17 protein-coding genes and 1 tRNA gene are annotated in these 16,079 nt (G+C 69.7%); 14 read left to right on the top strand and 4 right to left on the bottom strand.

The genetic code is table 11. The features are described from left to right. Positions 1-55 precede the first annotated feature (55 nt). Positions 56-1,390 (top strand): hypothetical protein, encoded by a 1,335-nt coding sequence (locus ACQPZX_RS46210; RefSeq protein ID WP_433370806.1) that lies wholly within the window; start codon positions 56-58, stop codon positions 1,388-1,390. Positions 1,391-1,437: 47 nt separating this feature from the next. Here ACQPZX_RS46210 and ACQPZX_RS46205 read toward each other — a convergent pair whose 3' ends face one another. Then, the gene (locus ACQPZX_RS46205) at positions 1,438-2,475 is read right to left on the bottom strand and encodes a hypothetical protein (protein WP_433370803.1); all 1,038 of its coding nucleotides are present in this window, start codon (positions 2,473-2,475) and stop codon (positions 1,438-1,440) included. Positions 2,476-2,544: 69 nt separating this feature from the next. Here ACQPZX_RS46205 and ACQPZX_RS46200 point away from each other — a divergent pair, with 69 nt between their 5' ends. Beyond that, positions 2,545-3,444 (top strand): TatD family hydrolase, encoded by a 900-nt coding sequence (locus ACQPZX_RS46200; protein ID WP_433370800.1) that lies wholly within the window; start codon positions 2,545-2,547, stop codon positions 3,442-3,444. 161 nt (positions 3,445-3,605) lie between these two features. Here ACQPZX_RS46200 and ACQPZX_RS46195 read toward each other — a convergent pair whose 3' ends face one another. Continuing rightward, on the bottom strand, positions 3,606-4,031 hold the full coding sequence (locus ACQPZX_RS46195) for a hypothetical protein (protein ID WP_433370798.1): 426 nt from the start codon (positions 4,029-4,031) through the stop codon (positions 3,606-3,608). 60 nt (positions 4,032-4,091) lie between these two features. On the opposite strand from ACQPZX_RS46195, the gene rsmA reads away from it, so the two are divergent. The 6 genes from rsmA (at position 4,092) to ACQPZX_RS46165 (ending at position 9,003) form a co-directional block, all read left to right on the top strand. Continuing rightward, complete coding sequence (gene rsmA, locus ACQPZX_RS46190; protein ID WP_433370795.1) at positions 4,092-4,982, top strand: 16S rRNA (adenine(1518)-N(6)/adenine(1519)-N(6))-dimethyltransferase RsmA; 891 nt, start codon at positions 4,092-4,094, stop codon at positions 4,980-4,982. Continuing rightward, positions 4,979-5,227, top strand: a complete 249-nt coding sequence (locus ACQPZX_RS46185; protein ID WP_433370793.1) for a Uma2 family endonuclease — start codon at positions 4,979-4,981, stop codon at positions 5,225-5,227. Before rsmA ends, ACQPZX_RS46185 begins: the two co-directional genes overlap by 4 nt. Continuing rightward, positions 5,224-6,171 (top strand): 4-(cytidine 5'-diphospho)-2-C-methyl-D-erythritol kinase, encoded by a 948-nt coding sequence (locus tag ACQPZX_RS46180; protein ID WP_433370790.1) that lies wholly within the window; start codon positions 5,224-5,226, stop codon positions 6,169-6,171. Before ACQPZX_RS46185 ends, ACQPZX_RS46180 begins: the two co-directional genes overlap by 4 nt. Positions 6,172-6,204: 33 nt before the next feature. Beyond that, positions 6,205-8,001 carry an ABC-F family ATP-binding cassette domain-containing protein gene (locus ACQPZX_RS46175; RefSeq protein WP_433370788.1) on the top strand — a complete coding sequence of 599 codons (1,797 nt, stop codon included), beginning with the start codon at positions 6,205-6,207 and terminating at the stop codon, positions 7,999-8,001. Positions 8,002-8,080: 79 nt separating this feature from the next. Then, positions 8,081-8,542, top strand: a complete 462-nt coding sequence (locus tag ACQPZX_RS46170) for a DUF4383 domain-containing protein (protein WP_433370785.1) — start codon at positions 8,081-8,083, stop codon at positions 8,540-8,542. Then, the gene (locus ACQPZX_RS46165; RefSeq protein ID WP_433370782.1) at positions 8,542-9,003 is read left to right on the top strand and encodes a DUF4383 domain-containing protein; all 462 of its coding nucleotides are present in this window, start codon (positions 8,542-8,544) and stop codon (positions 9,001-9,003) included. Before ACQPZX_RS46170 ends, ACQPZX_RS46165 begins: the two co-directional genes overlap by 1 nt. Here the strand turns inward: ACQPZX_RS46165 and ACQPZX_RS46160 are convergent. Next, complete coding sequence (locus tag ACQPZX_RS46160) at positions 8,984-9,586, bottom strand: TetR family transcriptional regulator (RefSeq protein WP_433385902.1); 603 nt, start codon at positions 9,584-9,586, stop codon at positions 8,984-8,986. The two genes, ACQPZX_RS46165 and ACQPZX_RS46160, sit on opposite strands and share 20 nt — an antisense overlap. Before the next feature lie 128 nt (positions 9,587-9,714). Next, positions 9,715-10,662: an acyl-CoA desaturase gene (locus ACQPZX_RS46155; RefSeq protein ID WP_433370779.1), complete on the bottom strand. Its 948-nt coding sequence runs from the start codon at positions 10,660-10,662 to the stop codon at positions 9,715-9,717. A 184-nt stretch (positions 10,663-10,846) separates the two neighbouring features. Here ACQPZX_RS46155 and ACQPZX_RS46150 point away from each other — a divergent pair, with 184 nt between their 5' ends. The 6 genes from ACQPZX_RS46150 (at position 10,847) to pth (ending at position 16,043) form a co-directional block, all read left to right on the top strand. After that, positions 10,847-11,707, top strand: a complete 861-nt coding sequence (locus ACQPZX_RS46150; protein ID WP_433370776.1) for a resolvase — start codon at positions 10,847-10,849, stop codon at positions 11,705-11,707. A gap of 39 nt (positions 11,708-11,746) precedes the next feature. Next, a tRNA-Gln gene (locus ACQPZX_RS46145) sits at positions 11,747-11,817 on the top strand. Positions 11,818-11,885: 68 nt separating this feature from the next. Continuing rightward, complete coding sequence (gene glmU / locus ACQPZX_RS46140; RefSeq protein ID WP_433370773.1) at positions 11,886-13,337, top strand: bifunctional UDP-N-acetylglucosamine diphosphorylase/glucosamine-1-phosphate N-acetyltransferase GlmU; 1,452 nt, start codon at positions 11,886-11,888, stop codon at positions 13,335-13,337. A 171-nt stretch (positions 13,338-13,508) separates the two neighbouring features. Then, positions 13,509-14,489: a ribose-phosphate diphosphokinase gene (locus ACQPZX_RS46135; RefSeq protein WP_433370771.1), complete on the top strand. Its 981-nt coding sequence runs from the start codon at positions 13,509-13,511 to the stop codon at positions 14,487-14,489. Between the two features lie 258 nt (positions 14,490-14,747). Further along, positions 14,748-15,377: a 50S ribosomal protein L25/general stress protein Ctc gene (locus ACQPZX_RS46130; protein ID WP_433370768.1), complete on the top strand. Its 630-nt coding sequence runs from the start codon at positions 14,748-14,750 to the stop codon at positions 15,375-15,377. Between the two features lie 78 nt (positions 15,378-15,455). Next, positions 15,456-16,043 (top strand): aminoacyl-tRNA hydrolase, encoded by a 588-nt coding sequence (gene pth / locus ACQPZX_RS46125; protein ID WP_433385899.1) that lies wholly within the window; start codon positions 15,456-15,458, stop codon positions 16,041-16,043. Positions 16,044-16,079 lie beyond the last annotated feature (36 nt).

Genomic DNA, 16,079 nt, shown 5'->3' with positions numbered 1-16,079 from the left:
CCGTGTACCGTCATGTCCCCTTCGTGAGGTTTCCAATCCCCTCGAAGGAGTCTTCTTGAAGACCCGTCTCCATCGTCCGCTCCTGGCCGCCGTCATCGCCGGCGCCGTGCTCGCGGGCGGCGCGGTCTACACCAACCCGGCGTTCGGCGCCCCGTCGACGGCCACCTCCGCGGCGGCCGCCGACGAGACCACCGAGCCCACGATCGACCCGACCACCATCAACCCGACCTCGGAGCCGCCGGTCACGACGGACCCGACGACCGACCCCACCACGGACCCGACGACGCCGCCGGCCACCGATCCGACGACGGACCCGACGACGACGCCGACCACGGACCCGACCACCGTCAACCCGACCTCGGAGCCGCCGGCTACGGACCCGACGACGGACCCCACGACGGGCCCGACGGATCCGACCACCGATCCGACGACCCAGCCCACCACTACGCCGCCGACCACCCCGCCCGACACGACCAAGCCGACCGGCTCGTTCCGGCTGAGCCTGTACTCGCTGTGGGTGGGGCAGCGCACCACGCTGCAGCTGGGCCCGGTCGGCGACGACCACGGCGCGGCCGGGGTCAAGCGCGTGATCAACTGGGGCGACGGCACCACGACCACGCTGCCGGTGACCTGGACCGCGATGGGCAAGCAGTACACCCGGGCGGGCCGTTTCCCGGTCACGCTGACGCTGACCGACGCGGCCGGCAACCAGACCGTCATCGCCACGGCGGTCACGGTGACCGTGCCGGGCAAGTTCAAGCTCAACAAGAGCTCGGTGTGGCACGGCGAGCGCTTCACGGTCGGCATCTCGTCGGTCCCGGCCGGCACCACCCGGATCGTGCTGTACAGCGGCGACGGCTACTACGCCGTCCTGTCCGGCCGGAACCAGACGGTGACCGAGTACTACTACCACCGGTACAAGGACGCCCTGATGCCGGCCGGCCCGGTCACCCTGACCGCGGTCTTCACCAACAAGTACGGCAACACGACGCCGATCTTCGCCGGCCGGGTCACCATCAAGCGTGACGTGTGGTCGCCGAAGGTGACGATCACCAAGCCGTCGAAGAGCAACCGCGCCTCGTCGTGGAAGACCATCCGGGGCACGGCGGCCGACAAGGGCTCCGGCATCCCGGACGTGCTCGTCGTCGTGCTGCGGCAGTCGGGCAGCAAGTTCAACTGCTACACGCCCAAGAAGACGTGGGTGCGCATCTACCCGAGCAGCAACCTGGCGAAGTGCTTCAACTACGCCCGGGTGTCGAAGGGCAAGTGGTCGCTCGCGGTCAAGGGCCAGAAGCGCAACACCAAGCTGGACGTCATCGCCCTCGGCTCCGACTGGGCGGACCGCACCAGCAACACCGCCGAGCGGGTCACGAAGCTCACCCGCTCCTGACACAGCGCGGCCGGCGCCGGCCTTCCAGCCGCCGCCGGCCGCGTCTCCTAAAGCACGTACGGGATGTCGGCGATGTGGTGGTCCATCAGCTCGCCGACCGGGGCCCAGGTCTCGTAGACGCCGCGCTCGTAGCAGCGGGCGCCGGTCGCGTTGAGCGTCTCGGCGTCCGGGCGGACCAGGCGCAGGCGGGCCCAGCTGTCGTCACGCTGCAGGACCCAGCACGGCGTGTTGCGCCACAGGGCCTGCTCGGCGCGGCGGCTCAGCGTGCTCACCGAGTACCGGGCCGCGCGGGTCAGCGCCCGCACCCGGAACTCCTCGGGCGGGTCCGCGACCGCCTCGTACTCCTTGTCCTTTATCCGGCCGACCAGCTTGGCGGAACCGGGTGTCGTGCAGGGCACGTACTCCCGGTCGGGGCTGACACCCGGCAGGTTGTCCAGCAGCGGGCGCCAGCGGGGCCCGGCCAGCCGCAGCCACCCGTGCTGCTCCGGCTGGTACGTGTACAGCAGGATCTCCTCGCCACCCGGCACGTACGCGACGATCTGCGCGTTCGCCGGGATCGGCAGGTCCGCGAAGCCCGCGGTGATGTACTCCGGGATGAGGTCGTCGGTGCTCGGGCTGAAGCCGGTGCCCAGCACCATGGCGCCGACCCGGGAGTGCGCGGGCAGCAGCGCGAGGCCCGGCTGCGCGGGACCGGCGGGCACCTCGTAGTCCAGCGGGTCCACGGCGCGCCAGCGCAGCGCGTACGCGACTTCGGCGCCGTCGGCCGCGCCGTCCGTGCCGAGCAGGGTGAGATCCCGCGGCTCGTGCAGGTGCGCGATGTCGCAGGAGCGGTAGCAGAAGCCGTACGGAAGCCAGCCGCCCAAATGCCCGGCGACCTGTGCGGGGGAGAGGACCTTGGTCATCCGGGTGCCGCGGCGGATCGCCGCGGTCGCGCGGATCCGGCGCAGCATCACGTCGTCGCGATACGCCGCGGACTGACTCATCCGCTGAACCTGGGTCCAGGTGAGATCACGGCGCAGGGGCGCCGACAGGGGCGGCTCGAGTGGATCAGCGCCGACCGCGCTGTCCTCGCCGGTCAAGGTCACGCGCCGCAAGCTAAGCGACAACAGTGGATATCAGGTGAACAAACGGTTGCCACCAGGCGTAAGTGCAGAATGTCTCACATGCCTTCGACACCGTCCCGGTCGCGCCAGGACAAAGAAGCTCGCCGGCGGGGGCAGTTCCCCGCCGCGCCCGAGCCGCTGTCCGTTCCCGTCTTCGACAGCCACACCCACCTGGACCTCACGATCCAGGAGGCCGGGGTGCCCGGCGAAGGCCCCGGCGACCCCGTCGAGGCGCTGATCGACGCCGCCGCCAAGACCGGTATCGATCGGCTCGTTCAGGTCGGTGTGGACGTGCCGTCGTCGCGCTGGAGCGCCGACCTGGCGGCCCGCCACGAGTCCGTTCTCGCGGCTGTCGCCATTCACCCGAACGAGGCGCCGCTCCTGTCCGATCTTGACGCCGCGCTCCGCGACATCGAGGCGCTGGCGGCCCAGCCGCGGGTGCGCGGCATCGGGGAGACCGGTCTCGACACGTTCCGCACCGGCGAGGACGGCCGGCACGCGCAGGAGGAGAGTTTCCGGGCGCACATCGCGATCGCGAAGCGATACGGCAAGGCGTTGATCATCCACGACCGGGACGCGCACCGCGACGTGCTGCGGGTGCTCGACGAGGAGGGCGCGCCCGACACGGTGGTGATGCACTGCTTCTCCGGCGACCCCGATTTCGCCGCCGAATGCGTGCTGCGCGGCTTCCACCTCAGCTTCGCCGGGACGGTCACCTTCGCCAGCGCGGGCGCGCTGCGCGCGGCGGCCGAGATCACCCCGGCCGGGCAGATCATGGTGGAGACCGACGCGCCGTACCTGACGCCGGTGCCGTACCGCGGCCGGCCGAACGCCTCGTACCTGATCCCGCTGACCGTGCGCGCCCTGGCGGAGACCCGCGGCGAGGGCGTCGACGAGCTGTGCGCGGCGATCTCGGCCAACGGCGAGCGCGTCTTCGGTCCCTGGCGCTAGGCCCTGTTTCGTGACCCGGCCATGTGCGAGGCGCGGTCCAGGGGTCGGCTGGCGTCGCCCGCAGGGCGGTCGCATCCCGGTGTTGGATGTGGCCGTTCTGCGGGCGACGTCAGGCGGCGCCTGAGCCACGCCGCAGCCCTGGTCGGGTTACGAAACAGGGCCTAATCCTCGAGCACCCAGGCGGCCACCCCGAGCGTCTCGCCGATGCGGCGCACCGCGTCGGCGAACGTCCTCGGCGCCGCGTTCAGCGGGCCGCGCGACACGAACCGGACCGCCCACCCGTTGCCCTCGGCCACGTTGAAGACGCGGTGCACCACCCGGCTGCCGCGGGCATCGGGCTCCACCGAGGTGACCCCGCGGTACCACCACTCGCCCTGCAGAGCCACCTCACGCCGTACGCGATCGACCGTCACCGTCATCCGGCTGCCGTCCTTGACCACCTCGAAGCTGTCGCCCTGGTCGGTCCCGGCCACCTCGCCGCCGGTCGCCAGCGGCGACAGGCCGCCCGGCCGCACGTCCAGCAGCACCTCGGCGACGCGTTCGGGCGGCGCCTCCACCACGGCGTGCAGCGCCAGCAACTCGGTCATTCCTGCTTTCTACCCCGTCGCGTCCAGCCCGGCCCGCCCCCGGCCGTAGGCTCTGACCTCATGGCTGACGCACTTCTCGGCCCGGCGGAGATCCGGGAGCTCGCGGCGCGCCTCGGCGTCGCCCCGACCAAGAAGCTCGGCCAGAACTTCCTGCACGACCCCAACACGATCCGCCGCATCGTGGCCGCCGCCGGCCTGCGCGACGACGACGTCGCCCTCGAGGTCGGCCCCGGCCTCGGCTCGCTCACCCTGGGCCTGGTCACGGCCGTCCGCCACGTGCACGCCGTCGAGATCGACCCGAAGCTCGCCGCCGCGCTGCCGTCCACGGTCACGGCCGCGAATCTCACCGTGCACCCCGCCGACGCGATGCGGGTGACGGCCGCCGACTTCGACCCCCGGCCCACGATGCTGGTCGCCAACCTGCCCTACAACGTCGCGGTGCCGGTCGTGCTCCACTTGCTGGCCGGGTTCCCCACGCTTCGCGGGGGTTTGGTGATGGTGCAGAAAGAGGTCGCGGACCGGCTCACCGCCGGTCCCGGGTCCAAGGTGTACGGCGTGCCGTCGGTGAAACTGGCCTGGTACGCCGAGGCGCGCCCGGCCGGCAAGGTCCCGCCGGCCGTGTTCTGGCCGGTGCCCAACGTGGATTCCGGACTGGTGGCGTTCACCCGCCGCACCCCGCCGAGGGGTGACATCGATCGCGCTGACGTCTTCGCGGTCGTCGACGCCGCGTTCGCCCAGCGGCGCAAGACCCTGCGTGCCGCGCTGGCCGGCTGGGCCGGCGGCCCCGACAAGGCCGAGAAGGTGCTGGTGGCGGCCGGGATCAGCCCGCAGGCACGCGGCGAGTCCCTGACCGTCGGCCAGTTCTCCGACATAGCCGCCGCGGCAAAACTGTCAGGCGTCGGCGGTAAGCTCAGCGCGTCCGACGCACAGCCCGAGGAGGTGGACTCATGACCGCCGAGGCGAGTACGCGCGTCAGGTGGACGCCAGGCACTCGACGTCGTGATCGGCTGGAGAAACCCGCGGTCTATGCGGCGGCGGGCGTTCGGCATTTCTGGCGGATCGAGACGGAGCCGGTGCATGTGCACGCCTACGACCTGGTGGACGGCCGCTATGAGCCGGCCGGCGATTCGGATGAGGTGCTGCGCTTGAGCAAGCCGTTCGCCATCGAGGTTCCGATTCGGGAGATCGCTCCGTGACGGAGGCGTGGGGGCCGGACGACGACGAGCCGCGCCGGCACAGCGGGCCGGTGCGGGTGCGCGTGCCTGCGAAGATCAACCTGCATCTCGGGGTGGGGCCGCTGCGCCCCGATGGGTACCACGAGCTGAACACGATCTATCACGCGATCAGCCTCTTCGACGAGCTCACCGCGCGGCAGGGCGACACGCTCGCGCTGACCATGGAGGGCGAGGGCGCCGGGACGCTGGCGCTCGACGAGAGCAACCTGATCATCCGGGCCGCGCGGGCGCTCGCCGCGCGCTGCCGGGTGCCGGCCCACGCGCGGCTGCACCTGCGCAAGTCGATCCCGCTCGCGGCCGGGCTGGCCGGGGGCAGCGCCGACGCGGCGGCCACGCTCATCGCCTGCGACCTGCTGTGGGGCACCGGCATGTCGCGGGACGAGCTGGCCGAGGTGGGCGCCACGCTCGGGTCCGACGTGCCGTTCCTGCTGCACGGTGGCACCGCCCTCGGCACCGGCCACGGCGAAGCGGTCAGCCCGATCCTGGCCCGGCCCACCACCTGGCACTGGGTGGTCGCCCTCGCCGACGACGGCCTGTCCACCCCCGAGGTGTACGCGAAACTCGACGCCCTCCGGGAGAGCCCGTTCCCGCCCAAGGCCCTGGCCGGCGCCGACGAGCTGATGGGCGCCCTGCGCCAGCGCGACCCGGCCGTGCTCGGCGCCGCCCTCGGCAACGACCTGCAGCCGGCCGCCCTCGCCCTGCGCCCCGACCTCACCGCCGTGCTCGAGGCGGGCACCGAGGCCGGCGCCCTGGCCGCACTGGTCTCGGGTTCGGGCCCGACCTGCGTGTTCCTCGCCGCCGACGCCGCCCACGCCGAGCGGATGGCAGCTGCCCTCAACGACGCCGCCATCGGCCGCGAAGCCGTGACCGCCCGAGGCCCGATGCCGGGTGCCCGCATGGTCTGACCGCCCGCGCGCCCGGGTAACGTAGACGGCATCGTGGCCAACATCATTAATCTCGACCGGGTCAGCAAGGGTTATGGCGCAGCCGGTCAGCTGCTCACCGACGTGTCTTTGGGTTTGGACGACGATGCCCGACTCGGCATTGTCGGTCTCAACGGGGCCGGGAAGTCCACCCTGTTGCGGATGCTCGCCAAGAGCGAGGAACCCGACTCGGGGCGGGTGACTCACCGGCGCGACCTGAAGGTGGCCTCGCTGCCGCAGACGCTCACGCTGGCAGCCGAGGCCACCGTGCGGGACGTGGTACTGGGGACAGCGTGGCTCGAGCACGGCATGGGGGCCGAGCACGAGTGGGCGGGTGACGCGGGCGTTCGCGCGATCCTCGACGGGCTCGGGATGGGGCATCTGGGGCTGGACACGCCGGTCGGGCCGATGTCGGGTGGCGAGCGGCGGCGGGTGGCGCTGGCGGCGCTGCTGGTGCGCGACAATGACCTGCTGATTCTCGACGAGCCGACCAACCACCTGGACGTGGCGGGTGTCGACTGGCTGGCGCGGTACCTGCTGACGCGCCGCGGGGCGTTGTGCGTGGTCACGCACGACCGGTGGTTCCTCGACGCGGTGTGCACGGCGACCTGGGAGGTCGTCGACGAGAAGGTGTACGCGTACGAGGGCGGCTACGCGGCCTGGATCCTCTCGCGGGCCGAGCGGCAGCGGGTCGCCGCGGCGGTCGAGGCCCGGCGGCAGAATCTATTGCGCAAGGAGATCGCCTGGCTGCGGCGGGGGCCGCCGGCACGTACGTCGAAGCCGCAGTTCCGGATCGACGCGGCCAACGCCCTGATCGCCGACGTGCCGCCGGTGCGGGACACGGTGAGCCTGCAGCGGCTGGCGGTCACCCGGCTCGGCAAGCAGGTCTACGACCTCGAGGACGTGACGCTCACCGCGGGCACCAAACCGATCCTCGACCACCTCACCTGGCAGGTCGGGCCCGGCGACCGGATCGCGATCCTGGGCGCCAACGGGGCCGGCAAGACGACGCTGCTGCGGCTGCTCGCGGGGCTCTCCACGCCGGCGGGCGGGCGGCTCGTGACCGGGTCGACCGTGCGGGCCGCCTTCCTCTCCCAGGAGCTCAAGGAACTGCCGGGACAGCTGCGCCTGCTCGAGGCCGTCGAGGAGGTCGCCAAGCGGGTCAAGCTCGGCGACCGGGAGCTTTCCGCGGGGCAGCTCGCCGAAGTGTTCGGCTTCACCGACAAGCGCATCTGGACGCCGGTCAATGACCTCTCCGGCGGCGAGCGGCGCCGGCTGCAGCTGCTGCGGCTGCTCGCGGCCGAGCCCAACGTGCTGCTGCTCGACGAGCCCACCAACGACCTGGACACCGACACCCTCGCGGCGCTCGAAGACCTGCTCGACTCCTGGCCGGGCACGATGATCGTGGCCTCGCACGACCGGTACCTGGTCGAGCGGGTCACCGACACGGCGTACGGGATGTTCGGCGACGGGGGCCTCGTGCACCTGCCGGGCGGCGTGGACGAATATCTGGCCCGCGCCGCGACGCGCCTGACCATAGGCGTACGGGAAACTCTTGCGCAGGAAACGCCGAGCGTGAGTGGCCTCTCGGCGGGTGAGTTGCGCCAGGCTCGCAAGGATCTTGCCCGGCTGGAGCGGCAGCTCGGGAAGCTCGAGGAGCGAATCGGAAAGATCAATGAGTCGCTGGCCGAGCACGGCGCCGACTATCAGAAGATCATCGAGCTCGAGGCGCAGCTCAAGGCGGTCCAGGAAGAGCGGGGACAGGTCGAAGAAGCCTGGCTGGAGCTGGCCGAGTCCGTGCCCGAAAGTTGATCCGGGGGGTGTGCCTGCGCCGCTTCGGGGGATACGCGAGAATCGGCGTGGACAACACCTGACCTTGGAGACGGACACCATGGCGCACAACCCCGTCAATCACCACCTGCGGCCGCTGTACCGCGTTGTCGGTTTCCTCGCCGGCGCGTACCTGGTCGTGTTCGGGATCGTCGGACTGATCCAGACGTCCGGCGAGGACGCCACCGGCGCCAACGACAAGCTCATCCTCGGGCAGGGCGGCAACCTGCTCCTGTCGATCATCATGCTGGCCGTCGGCGTGATCGTGCTCATCGCGACCGTCATCGGGCGCAACCTCGACACCGCCGCCGACAAGTACCTCGGCTGGGGCCTGCTCGTCCTCGGCACCTACGGCCTCGCGTTCAGCCGCACCGACGCCAACGTCTTCGGCCAGGACATCCAGACGGTGATCGTCACCTACATCGTGGGCATCGTCCTGATCACGGTCAGCCTCTACAGCAAGGTCGCGCCCGCCGCGCAGGCCGGCGCGCCCCGACAGGTAAGGGAGGGACGCACGGCCTGATGGCGCACTACCCCCTCAACCATCACCTGCGACAGACCTACCGCTTCCTGGCCGGCCTCGCCGGTCTGTACCTCACCCTGTTCGGCGTCATCGGCATCGCGAAGACCTGGGGCGACCCGTTCTTCCACCGGGGCGCCGACTGGGTGCTCGGCCTGCGGACCAACCCCGCCGCGAGCTGGCTCTACACCATCATCGGGATCCTGCTGCTCGCCGCGGTCCTGCTCGGCGGCAACCTCTACCACCAGGTCACCCTGGTCCTCGGCTGGGGCCTCTGCGGGCTCGGCGTGGCGATCATGGCGTTCCTGCAGACCGACGCCAATATCCTCAACGCCTCGATGATCAACGTCATCGTGACGATCGCGCTCGGGCTCGTGACCCTCACCGCCGGCCTCTACGGCAAGGTCGGCAGTCCGACTTCCGCACGCGCGGAACAGGCCGCCGCTAGCGGGTCTTCCGCGTGAGCAACGACGGCTTCGTCTCCAGATGGGACAGGCCGTTCCACGCCAGATTGACCAGGTGGGCGGCCACCATCTCCTTCTTCGGCTTGCGCGCCTCACGCCACCACTGACCCACCAGCGCCACCATCCCCACCAGCGCCTGCGAATACAGCTCCGCGAACTTCGGGTCCAGGCCACGACGCTTGAACTCGCCACCCAGGATGTGCTCCACCTGGTGCGCCACGTCGTTCATCACGCTCGAGAAATTCCCCGCCGGCGACAACACCGGCGACTCGCGGACCAGCACCCGGAAACCGTGCGGCTCGTCCTCGATGTAGTCCAGCAATGCCAGCGCGGCCTGCTCCAGCAGCTCCCGCGGATGGCCGGCGGTCAGCGCCGCGGCGATCCTGTCCAGCAAGGAACGCACCTCACGGTCCACAACGACCGCGTACAGGCCCTCCTTGCCACCGAAGTGCTCATACACCACCGGCTTCGACACCTTCGCCCGCGCCGCGACCTCCTCCACACTGGTCGCATCGAAACCGCGCTCGGCGAACAACTGCCGCCCGATCGCGATCAGCTGCTCCCGCCGCTGCGCGGCCGACATGCGCACCCTGGGGGTCGCCGCCGGCCGCTGCCGCCTCACGCGATGCTGCTCGTCGCTGCTGTCGCCCGTATCGGTCACCTGGCCATCCTGCCAGTTGTGCCCTTTGTCCATCTCCCCCGTGGTGGCGGTCACGCCTTCGTCATCTTCGCGGACAGCCGTTCCATGTTGGGCCACTTCACCGCCGACGCGGCGCCCATCTTCTCGAAAAGCCAGATCACACGGGCCGAGATGTCGATCTGACCCTTCAGCACGCCGTGCCGCGCACAGGTCGGATCCGCGTGGTGCAGGTTGTGCCAGCTCTCCCCGAACGACACGATCGCGAGCGGCCAGAAATTCGACGCCTTGTCCCCGTTGCGCACCTCGAACGGGCGCTCGCCGTACACGTGACACACCGAATTGATCGACCACGTGATGTGGTGCAGCAGGCCGATCCGTACGATGCCCGCCCAGAAGAACGCGGTCAGCGCGCCCTGCCACGACCACGTCACCAGGCCACCGATCAGCGCCGGGCCCAGCGTCGAGAAGATCACGATCGCCGGGAACAGCTTGTCGACCCGGTTGATGTCCTTGTCGGCCAGCAGATCCGGCGCGAACCGCTCCCGGTTCGACAGCTCACGGCTGAACATCCAGCCCATGTGCGCGAACCACAGGCCCTTGGTCAGCGCCCAGTAACCCGTGCCGTACCGCCACGGCGAGTGCGGGTCGCCCTCCTGGTCGCTGAACATGTGGTGCCGGCGGTGATCCGCCACCCACTGGATGATGTTCCCCTCGATCGCGAGCGAGCCCGCCAGCGCCAAGGTGATCCGCAGCCAGCGCTTCGCCTTGAACGAGCCGTGCGTGAAGTACCGGTGGAAGCCGACCGTGATGCCCAGCCCGGAGACCACGTAGAAGACGGCGCCGATGGCGATGTCGGTCCACGACAGCCAGCCACCCCAGGCGATCGGCACGGCCGCGAGAACCGCCAGGAACGGGACCACGACGAACGCGTACAGGGCGATGAGGACGCCGCGGGACTGCGGGCCCTCGGTCAGCGGCTTGGGAGCGGCCTTCGGTGCGGCCTCGACGGTGGAAGTCATGACACCTCACTGATCTGGGGACGGCGCTGATTCGGGTTCGGGGGAGATCAATTACTTACGCCTACGTCACCGTAACTTACGCCACCGTAGCCGTAGGTGCGCGCGTCTCCAAGGGCTGGGCGAAATCTTCTTTGGCACACCTACGGTCTTACGGATGAACGTCGAGCCGACTTAATGTAGATACATGAAGGACGAGCGGAGAGAAGAGGCACGACGGCTGCGGGTTGATCCGGGGCTGTCGCGGTCGCAGTTGATGGAGCGATTCGGGGTCGGCAGCGGCACCATGAGCGAGTGGCTGCAGGGGCTCGAGCCGCCGGCGTGGACGCAGCGGCCGAATGCCAAGGACGACCTCCGCGACCGGGCGATCGAGATGCGCCACGGGGGATGCTCGGTGCCGAAGATCGCGTCGGAGCTCGGCGTCTCCAAGTCCACTGCATACCTGTGGACGAAGCACATTCCACTCGACCGCACTCCCGCCGAGCGGGAGGAGCGGAAGCGTCGCCACATGGAACAGATGCGCGAGGCGCGGTGGGAGCCGCACCGGCGGGCTCGCGACGCCGACCGCGCGGCCGTCGGGAAGCGTCTCGGCGAGTTGGTGGGCGACTTGTCGGAGCGGGAGTTGATGCTGATCGGCGCCGTCGCCTACTGGTGCGAGGGGGCGAAGGAGAAGCCGTGGCATCAGTCGACACCCGGTCTTCAATTCATCAACAGCGATCCGCGCCTGATCCTGCTGTTCCTTCGCTATGTCGAGATCCTCGGTGCTGATCCGGCGCAACTCACGTATCGGCTGAGCATTCACGAGTCCGCCGAAGTTCGGGCGGCGACCGAGTGGTGGGCCGCGGTGGTAGGTGTGCCGCCGGGGCGCTTCCGCCGTCCCGTCCTCAAGAAGCACAAGCCTTCCACCGTTAGGCGGAATGTCGGAGATACCTACCGGGGTTGCCTGATCGTCTACGTGCCCAAGTCGAGCCGCCTCTACTGGGAAGTCGAGGGCGTGATGGGTGGTATCGCGACGAGTGGCGATCGCTGGCGTGCCGCTAGGATGTGATCAGAGGTCGTAGCCCCCAGGGGAAATGTCCGAAATAGGTCCCGGATCGTCTAATGGTAGGACCGCGGCTTTTGGTGCCGTTTATAGGGGTTCGAATCCTCTTCCGGGAGCAGTATGCCTGCGGCTGTTTTGTCGCCGCCCGCCTGTGTAAGAGCTAGAGCGAACAATGGAGTCCCGCGTGAGCCAGGCCCCTCGTCGTACCGTTGTTGTTCTTGCTGCTGGGGAAGGCAAGCGGATGAAGTCCGCTACTCCCAAGGTGTTGCATCCGCTGCTGGGGCGCACTCTGCTCGGGCATGTGCTGGTCGCGGCGGGGGCGGCCGGGGCGGAGCAGACGGTCGTGGTGGTGGGGCACAAGGCCGAAGCGGTGAGCGCGCATCTGGCCGAGGTGGCGCCGGCGGCGGTGCCGGTGTTGCAGGCGCAGCAGAACGGCACGGGTCATGCGGTGCGGATCGCGCTGGAGGCGGTGCCGGACGCGTCGGGGACGCTGGTGGTGCTGAACGGTGACGTGCCGCTGTTGCGTGGTGAGACGGTGGCCGCGTTGATCGAGGCGCACGAGTCGGCTTCCCGGGCGGCTACGGTGCTGGCCGCGGCGGTGGAGGACCCGTCGGGGCTGGGGCGGATCGTGCGGGACGCCGCCGGCGGTTTGTCGCGGATCGTGGAGGAGCGGGACGCGTCGGCCGACGTGCGGGCGATCCGGGAGATCAATGCGGGGATCTACGCGTTCGATCTGGCGGCGCTGCGGGAGGCTCTGGGCAAGCTGTCCACGGACAACGATCAGGGTGAGGAGTACCTGACGGACGTGTTCGGGCTGCTGGTCGAGATGGGTAGCCCGGTGGGTGTCTTCGTAGCCGCCGATGCCGAGGAGACGCTGGGGGCGAACGATCGGGCGCAGCTGGCGGATCTGCGGTCGCGGCTGCGGGATCGGGTGAACACGGCGTGGATGCGGTCGGGGGTGTCGATCCTCGACCCGGCGACCACGTGGATCGATGTGACGGTGACGCTGGAGCCCGATGCGGTGGTGGATCAGAATTCGCAGTTGCAGGGTGCGACCTCGGTGGCTTCGGGCGCGGTGATCGGGCCGGACACGACGTTGATCGACACCGTGGTGGGTGCGGGCGCGTCGGTGCTGCGGACGCATTCGATCGGTGCGGAGGTCGGCGCCGAGGCGACGGTGGGTCCGTTCTCGTTCCTGCGGCCGGGTACCCGGATGGGCCGCAAGTCGAAGGTGGGCGGGTTCGTCGAGGCGAAGAACGCGGAGCTGGGTGAGGGCGCGAAGGTGCCGCATCTGTCGTATGTGGGTGACGCGTCGATCGGGGCGCGGGCGAACATCGGCGCGGGGACGATCTTCGCGAACTACGACGGGGTCAACAAGAGCCGGACGACGGTGGGCGAGGCGGCCTTCGTGGGGTCGGACACGGTGCTGATCGCTCCGGTGGAGGTCGGTCCGGGCGCGTACGTGGCGGCGGGCAGCGCGATCGCGTCGGATGTGCCGTCGGGGAGTCTGGGTGTGACGCGGGCGCAGCAGCGCAACGTGGAGGGCTGGACGGTGCGGCGCCGGCCGGGGACGGTGTCGGCGGAGGCGGCCGAGCGCGCCGCGCAGGGCCGGGGCGAGGTGTCCACGGCCGAGTAGCCGGGGACGGCAAGAACGGGCTGAGTAGGGCGAACGGCTCGCCTCGGGGCCGGTCGTGGGTGAAGCTGGGTGAGGCATCCCACGCGGCGGGCTCGGGGGCGTGGCAAGTCGGTGGCCTCGGGGGATACTGCAGGTGACTAATCCCCTCGATCCAACGGGAGCAGCGAGCCGATGGGCAGCATCGTCGCGGAGAACCGTAAGAGCCTGATGCTTTTCTCCGGCCGGGGTTTCCCGGAGTTGGCGGAGGAGATCGGCCAGGTGCTGGGCGTGGCGCCGACGCCGTCGGACTCGTACGAGTTCGCGAACGGCGAGATCTTCGTGCGTTTCAAGGATTCGGTTCGTGGTTCGGATGCCTTCGTCGTGCAGTCGATGACGGAGGGGGTGAACCGGTGGGTCATGGAGACGCTGATCATGATCGACGCGTTGAAGCGTGGGTCGGCGAAGCGGATCACCGTGGTGCTGCCGTTCTACCCGTATTCGCGGCAGGACAAGAAGCACCGGGGACGGGAGCCGATCTCGGCGCGTCTGGTGGCCGATCTGCTGAAGACGGCCGGGGCGAACCGGATTCTGACGGTTGATCTGCACACGGCGCAGATCCAGGGTTTCTTCGACGGGCCGGTGGATCACCTGTTCGCGATGGACATCCTGGCCGAGCATGTGGAGAAGAAGTTCGCGGGCCGGCCGTTGACGGTGGTGGCGCCGGATTCGGGCCGGGTGCGGGTGGCGGAGCGTTGGACGGACCGGCTGGGGGGCTGTCCGCTCGCGTTCATCCACAAGACCCGTGACCCGTTGAAGCCGAATCAGGTGGTGGCGAACCGGGTGGTCGGCGAGGTCGAGGGCCGGGTGTGCCTGATCGTCGACGACATGATCGACACCGGTGGGACGATCACGAAGGCCGCGGACATTCTTTTCGACGAGAGTGCGGCCGATGTGATCGTGGCGTCCACGCACGCGTTGCTGTCCGATCCGGCGACCGAGCGGTTGAAGAACAGCCGGATCTCGGAGCTGGTGGTGACGAACACGCTGCCGTTGCCGCCCGAGAAGCGCCTCGACAAGATCACCGTTTTGTCGATCGCTCCGCTGCTGGCCCGGGCGATCCGCGAGGTCTTCGACGACGGTTCGGTGACCACCCTCTTCGGCGGCCTGAGCTAGACACGGACCCGCTTCGGAGGTCGCGGAAGCAGAGGGTAAGATAGTGCGGTTGCCACGGCGAGGGTGCCCCGCGGTCTGCTGAGGTTCGCAGCCGCTCGGAGGCACCGTGATCGACGCGGTGCTCCGGGCCTGTGCCCAGCGCGCCTTCCCTTGCCCGGCAGCGCCGACGAATGGCCGAGAGGCCGTACGCCACTGCCGGATCCACGCAGCACGCCGACTTACGACGCAGCCCGATCGAAGAGTTTCAGGAGTTTCCCCGTGTCCGAGGTAAAGATCAGCGCCGAGCCCCGCACCGAGTTCGGCAAGGGTGGTGCCCGCCGCACGCGCCGGGCCGGTTTGGTGCCCGCCGTGCTTTACGGCCACGGCGAGAAGCCGCAGCACATCGCGCTGCCGGCCCGTGAGTTCGCGGCTGCCATCCGGCACGGCGGACTCAACCAGGTCTTCACGATCGACATCTCCGGCGCGTCGGGCACCACGCTCGCGCTGCCGAAGGCGATTCAGCGCGACCCGATCAAGGACACGTTCGAGCACGTGGACCTGCTGATCGTGAAGCGTGGCGAGAAGGTCCAGGTCGACGTCCCGGTGACGCTGACCGGTGAGGCCGACCGCAACACGCTCGTGGTGAACGAGTCGACGACGCTCGCCATCGTGGCCGAGGCCATGCACCTGCCGTCGGGCTTCGAGGTCTCGATCGAGGGCCTGCAGGCCGGCTCGCAGGTGACCGCCGCCGACGTGACGCTGCCGCGTGGCGTCGAGCTGGCCGTGGAGCCCGACTTCGTGCTGGCGATCATCTCGCAGGCGCAGACCGCCGAGCAGCTCGAGGGTGGCGAGGCGGCGGCCGAGACCGAGACCGCCGACGAGGAGACCGAGGCCGCGCCCGCGGAGTAAGCGGGGCGAACAAGCCGGCAGTGATCAGGGAAAGCGCCCGCGGTGGGCGCTTTCCCTGACGTGTATGTGGAGGTCCTGGTGAGCGACGAGTCGCCGTGGCTGGTGGTCGGCCTGGGCAACCCGGGCAAGGAGTACGCCGGTAACCGGCACAACGTGGGTTTCATGGTGGCCGACCTGCTGGCGTCCCGGGTGGGTGCGAAGTTCGGCCGGGCGAAGCGCGCGCAGGCCGAGATGGCCGAGGGCAGGATCGGGTTCGGTGGCCCGAAGCTGGTGCTTCTGAAGCCGCTGACCTACATGAACCTGTCGGGTGCGCCGGTGGTTTCGCTGGCCCAGTTCTTCAAGGTGCCGGTTTCGAACGTGATTGCCGTGCATGATGAGCTTGACGTGCCGTTCGGGCAGGTGCGTGCCAAGCGGGGCGGCGGTGAAGGCGGCCACAACGGGTTGCGGTCGATGTCGAAGTCGCTGTCGAGCAAGGAGTACGCGCGGGTCCGTTTCGGGATCGGGCGGCCGCCGGGCCGGCAGGATCCGGCGGATTACGTGCTGTCCGATTTCTCCGGCGCGGAGCGTAAGGAGTTGGAGTTCCTCGTCGACCGGGCGGCGGACGTCGTGGAGGCGATCGTGCTCGAGGGCGTCGAGTGGGCGCAGAACAAATACCACGGCGGTTGATCTTCCGGGGCGGAAACAGCAAGATCCTTTGAGGGG

This window comes from Actinoplanes sp. CA-142083, assembly GCF_050942195.1.
Taxonomy (GTDB): domain Bacteria; phylum Actinomycetota; class Actinomycetes; order Mycobacteriales; family Micromonosporaceae; genus Actinoplanes.
This window is presented reverse-complemented; position numbering and strand designations above follow the sequence as displayed.

Coding starts and splice junctions, on each gene's coding strand:
- ACQPZX_RS46200 (WP_433370800.1), top strand. CDS start 2,545: ATGTCTCACATGCCTTCGACACCGTCCCGGTCGCGCCAGGACAAAGAA.
- ACQPZX_RS46195 (WP_433370798.1), bottom strand. CDS start 4,031: ATGACCGAGTTGCTGGCGCTGCACGCCGTGGTGGAGGCGCCGCCCGAA.
- rsmA (WP_433370795.1), top strand. CDS start 4,092: ATGGCTGACGCACTTCTCGGCCCGGCGGAGATCCGGGAGCTCGCGGCG.
- ACQPZX_RS46185 (WP_433370793.1), top strand. CDS start 4,979: ATGACCGCCGAGGCGAGTACGCGCGTCAGGTGGACGCCAGGCACTCGA.
- ACQPZX_RS46170 (WP_433370785.1), top strand. CDS start 8,081: ATGGCGCACAACCCCGTCAATCACCACCTGCGGCCGCTGTACCGCGTT.
- ACQPZX_RS46165 (WP_433370782.1), top strand. CDS start 8,542: ATGGCGCACTACCCCCTCAACCATCACCTGCGACAGACCTACCGCTTC.
- ACQPZX_RS46160 (WP_433385902.1), bottom strand. CDS start 9,586: ATGTCGGCCGCGCAGCGGCGGGAGCAGCTGATCGCGATCGGGCGGCAG.
- ACQPZX_RS46155 (WP_433370779.1), bottom strand. CDS start 10,662: ATGACTTCCACCGTCGAGGCCGCACCGAAGGCCGCTCCCAAGCCGCTG.
- ACQPZX_RS46150 (WP_433370776.1), top strand. CDS start 10,847: ATGAAGGACGAGCGGAGAGAAGAGGCACGACGGCTGCGGGTTGATCCG.
- ACQPZX_RS46135 (WP_433370771.1), top strand. CDS start 13,509: ATGGGCAGCATCGTCGCGGAGAACCGTAAGAGCCTGATGCTTTTCTCC.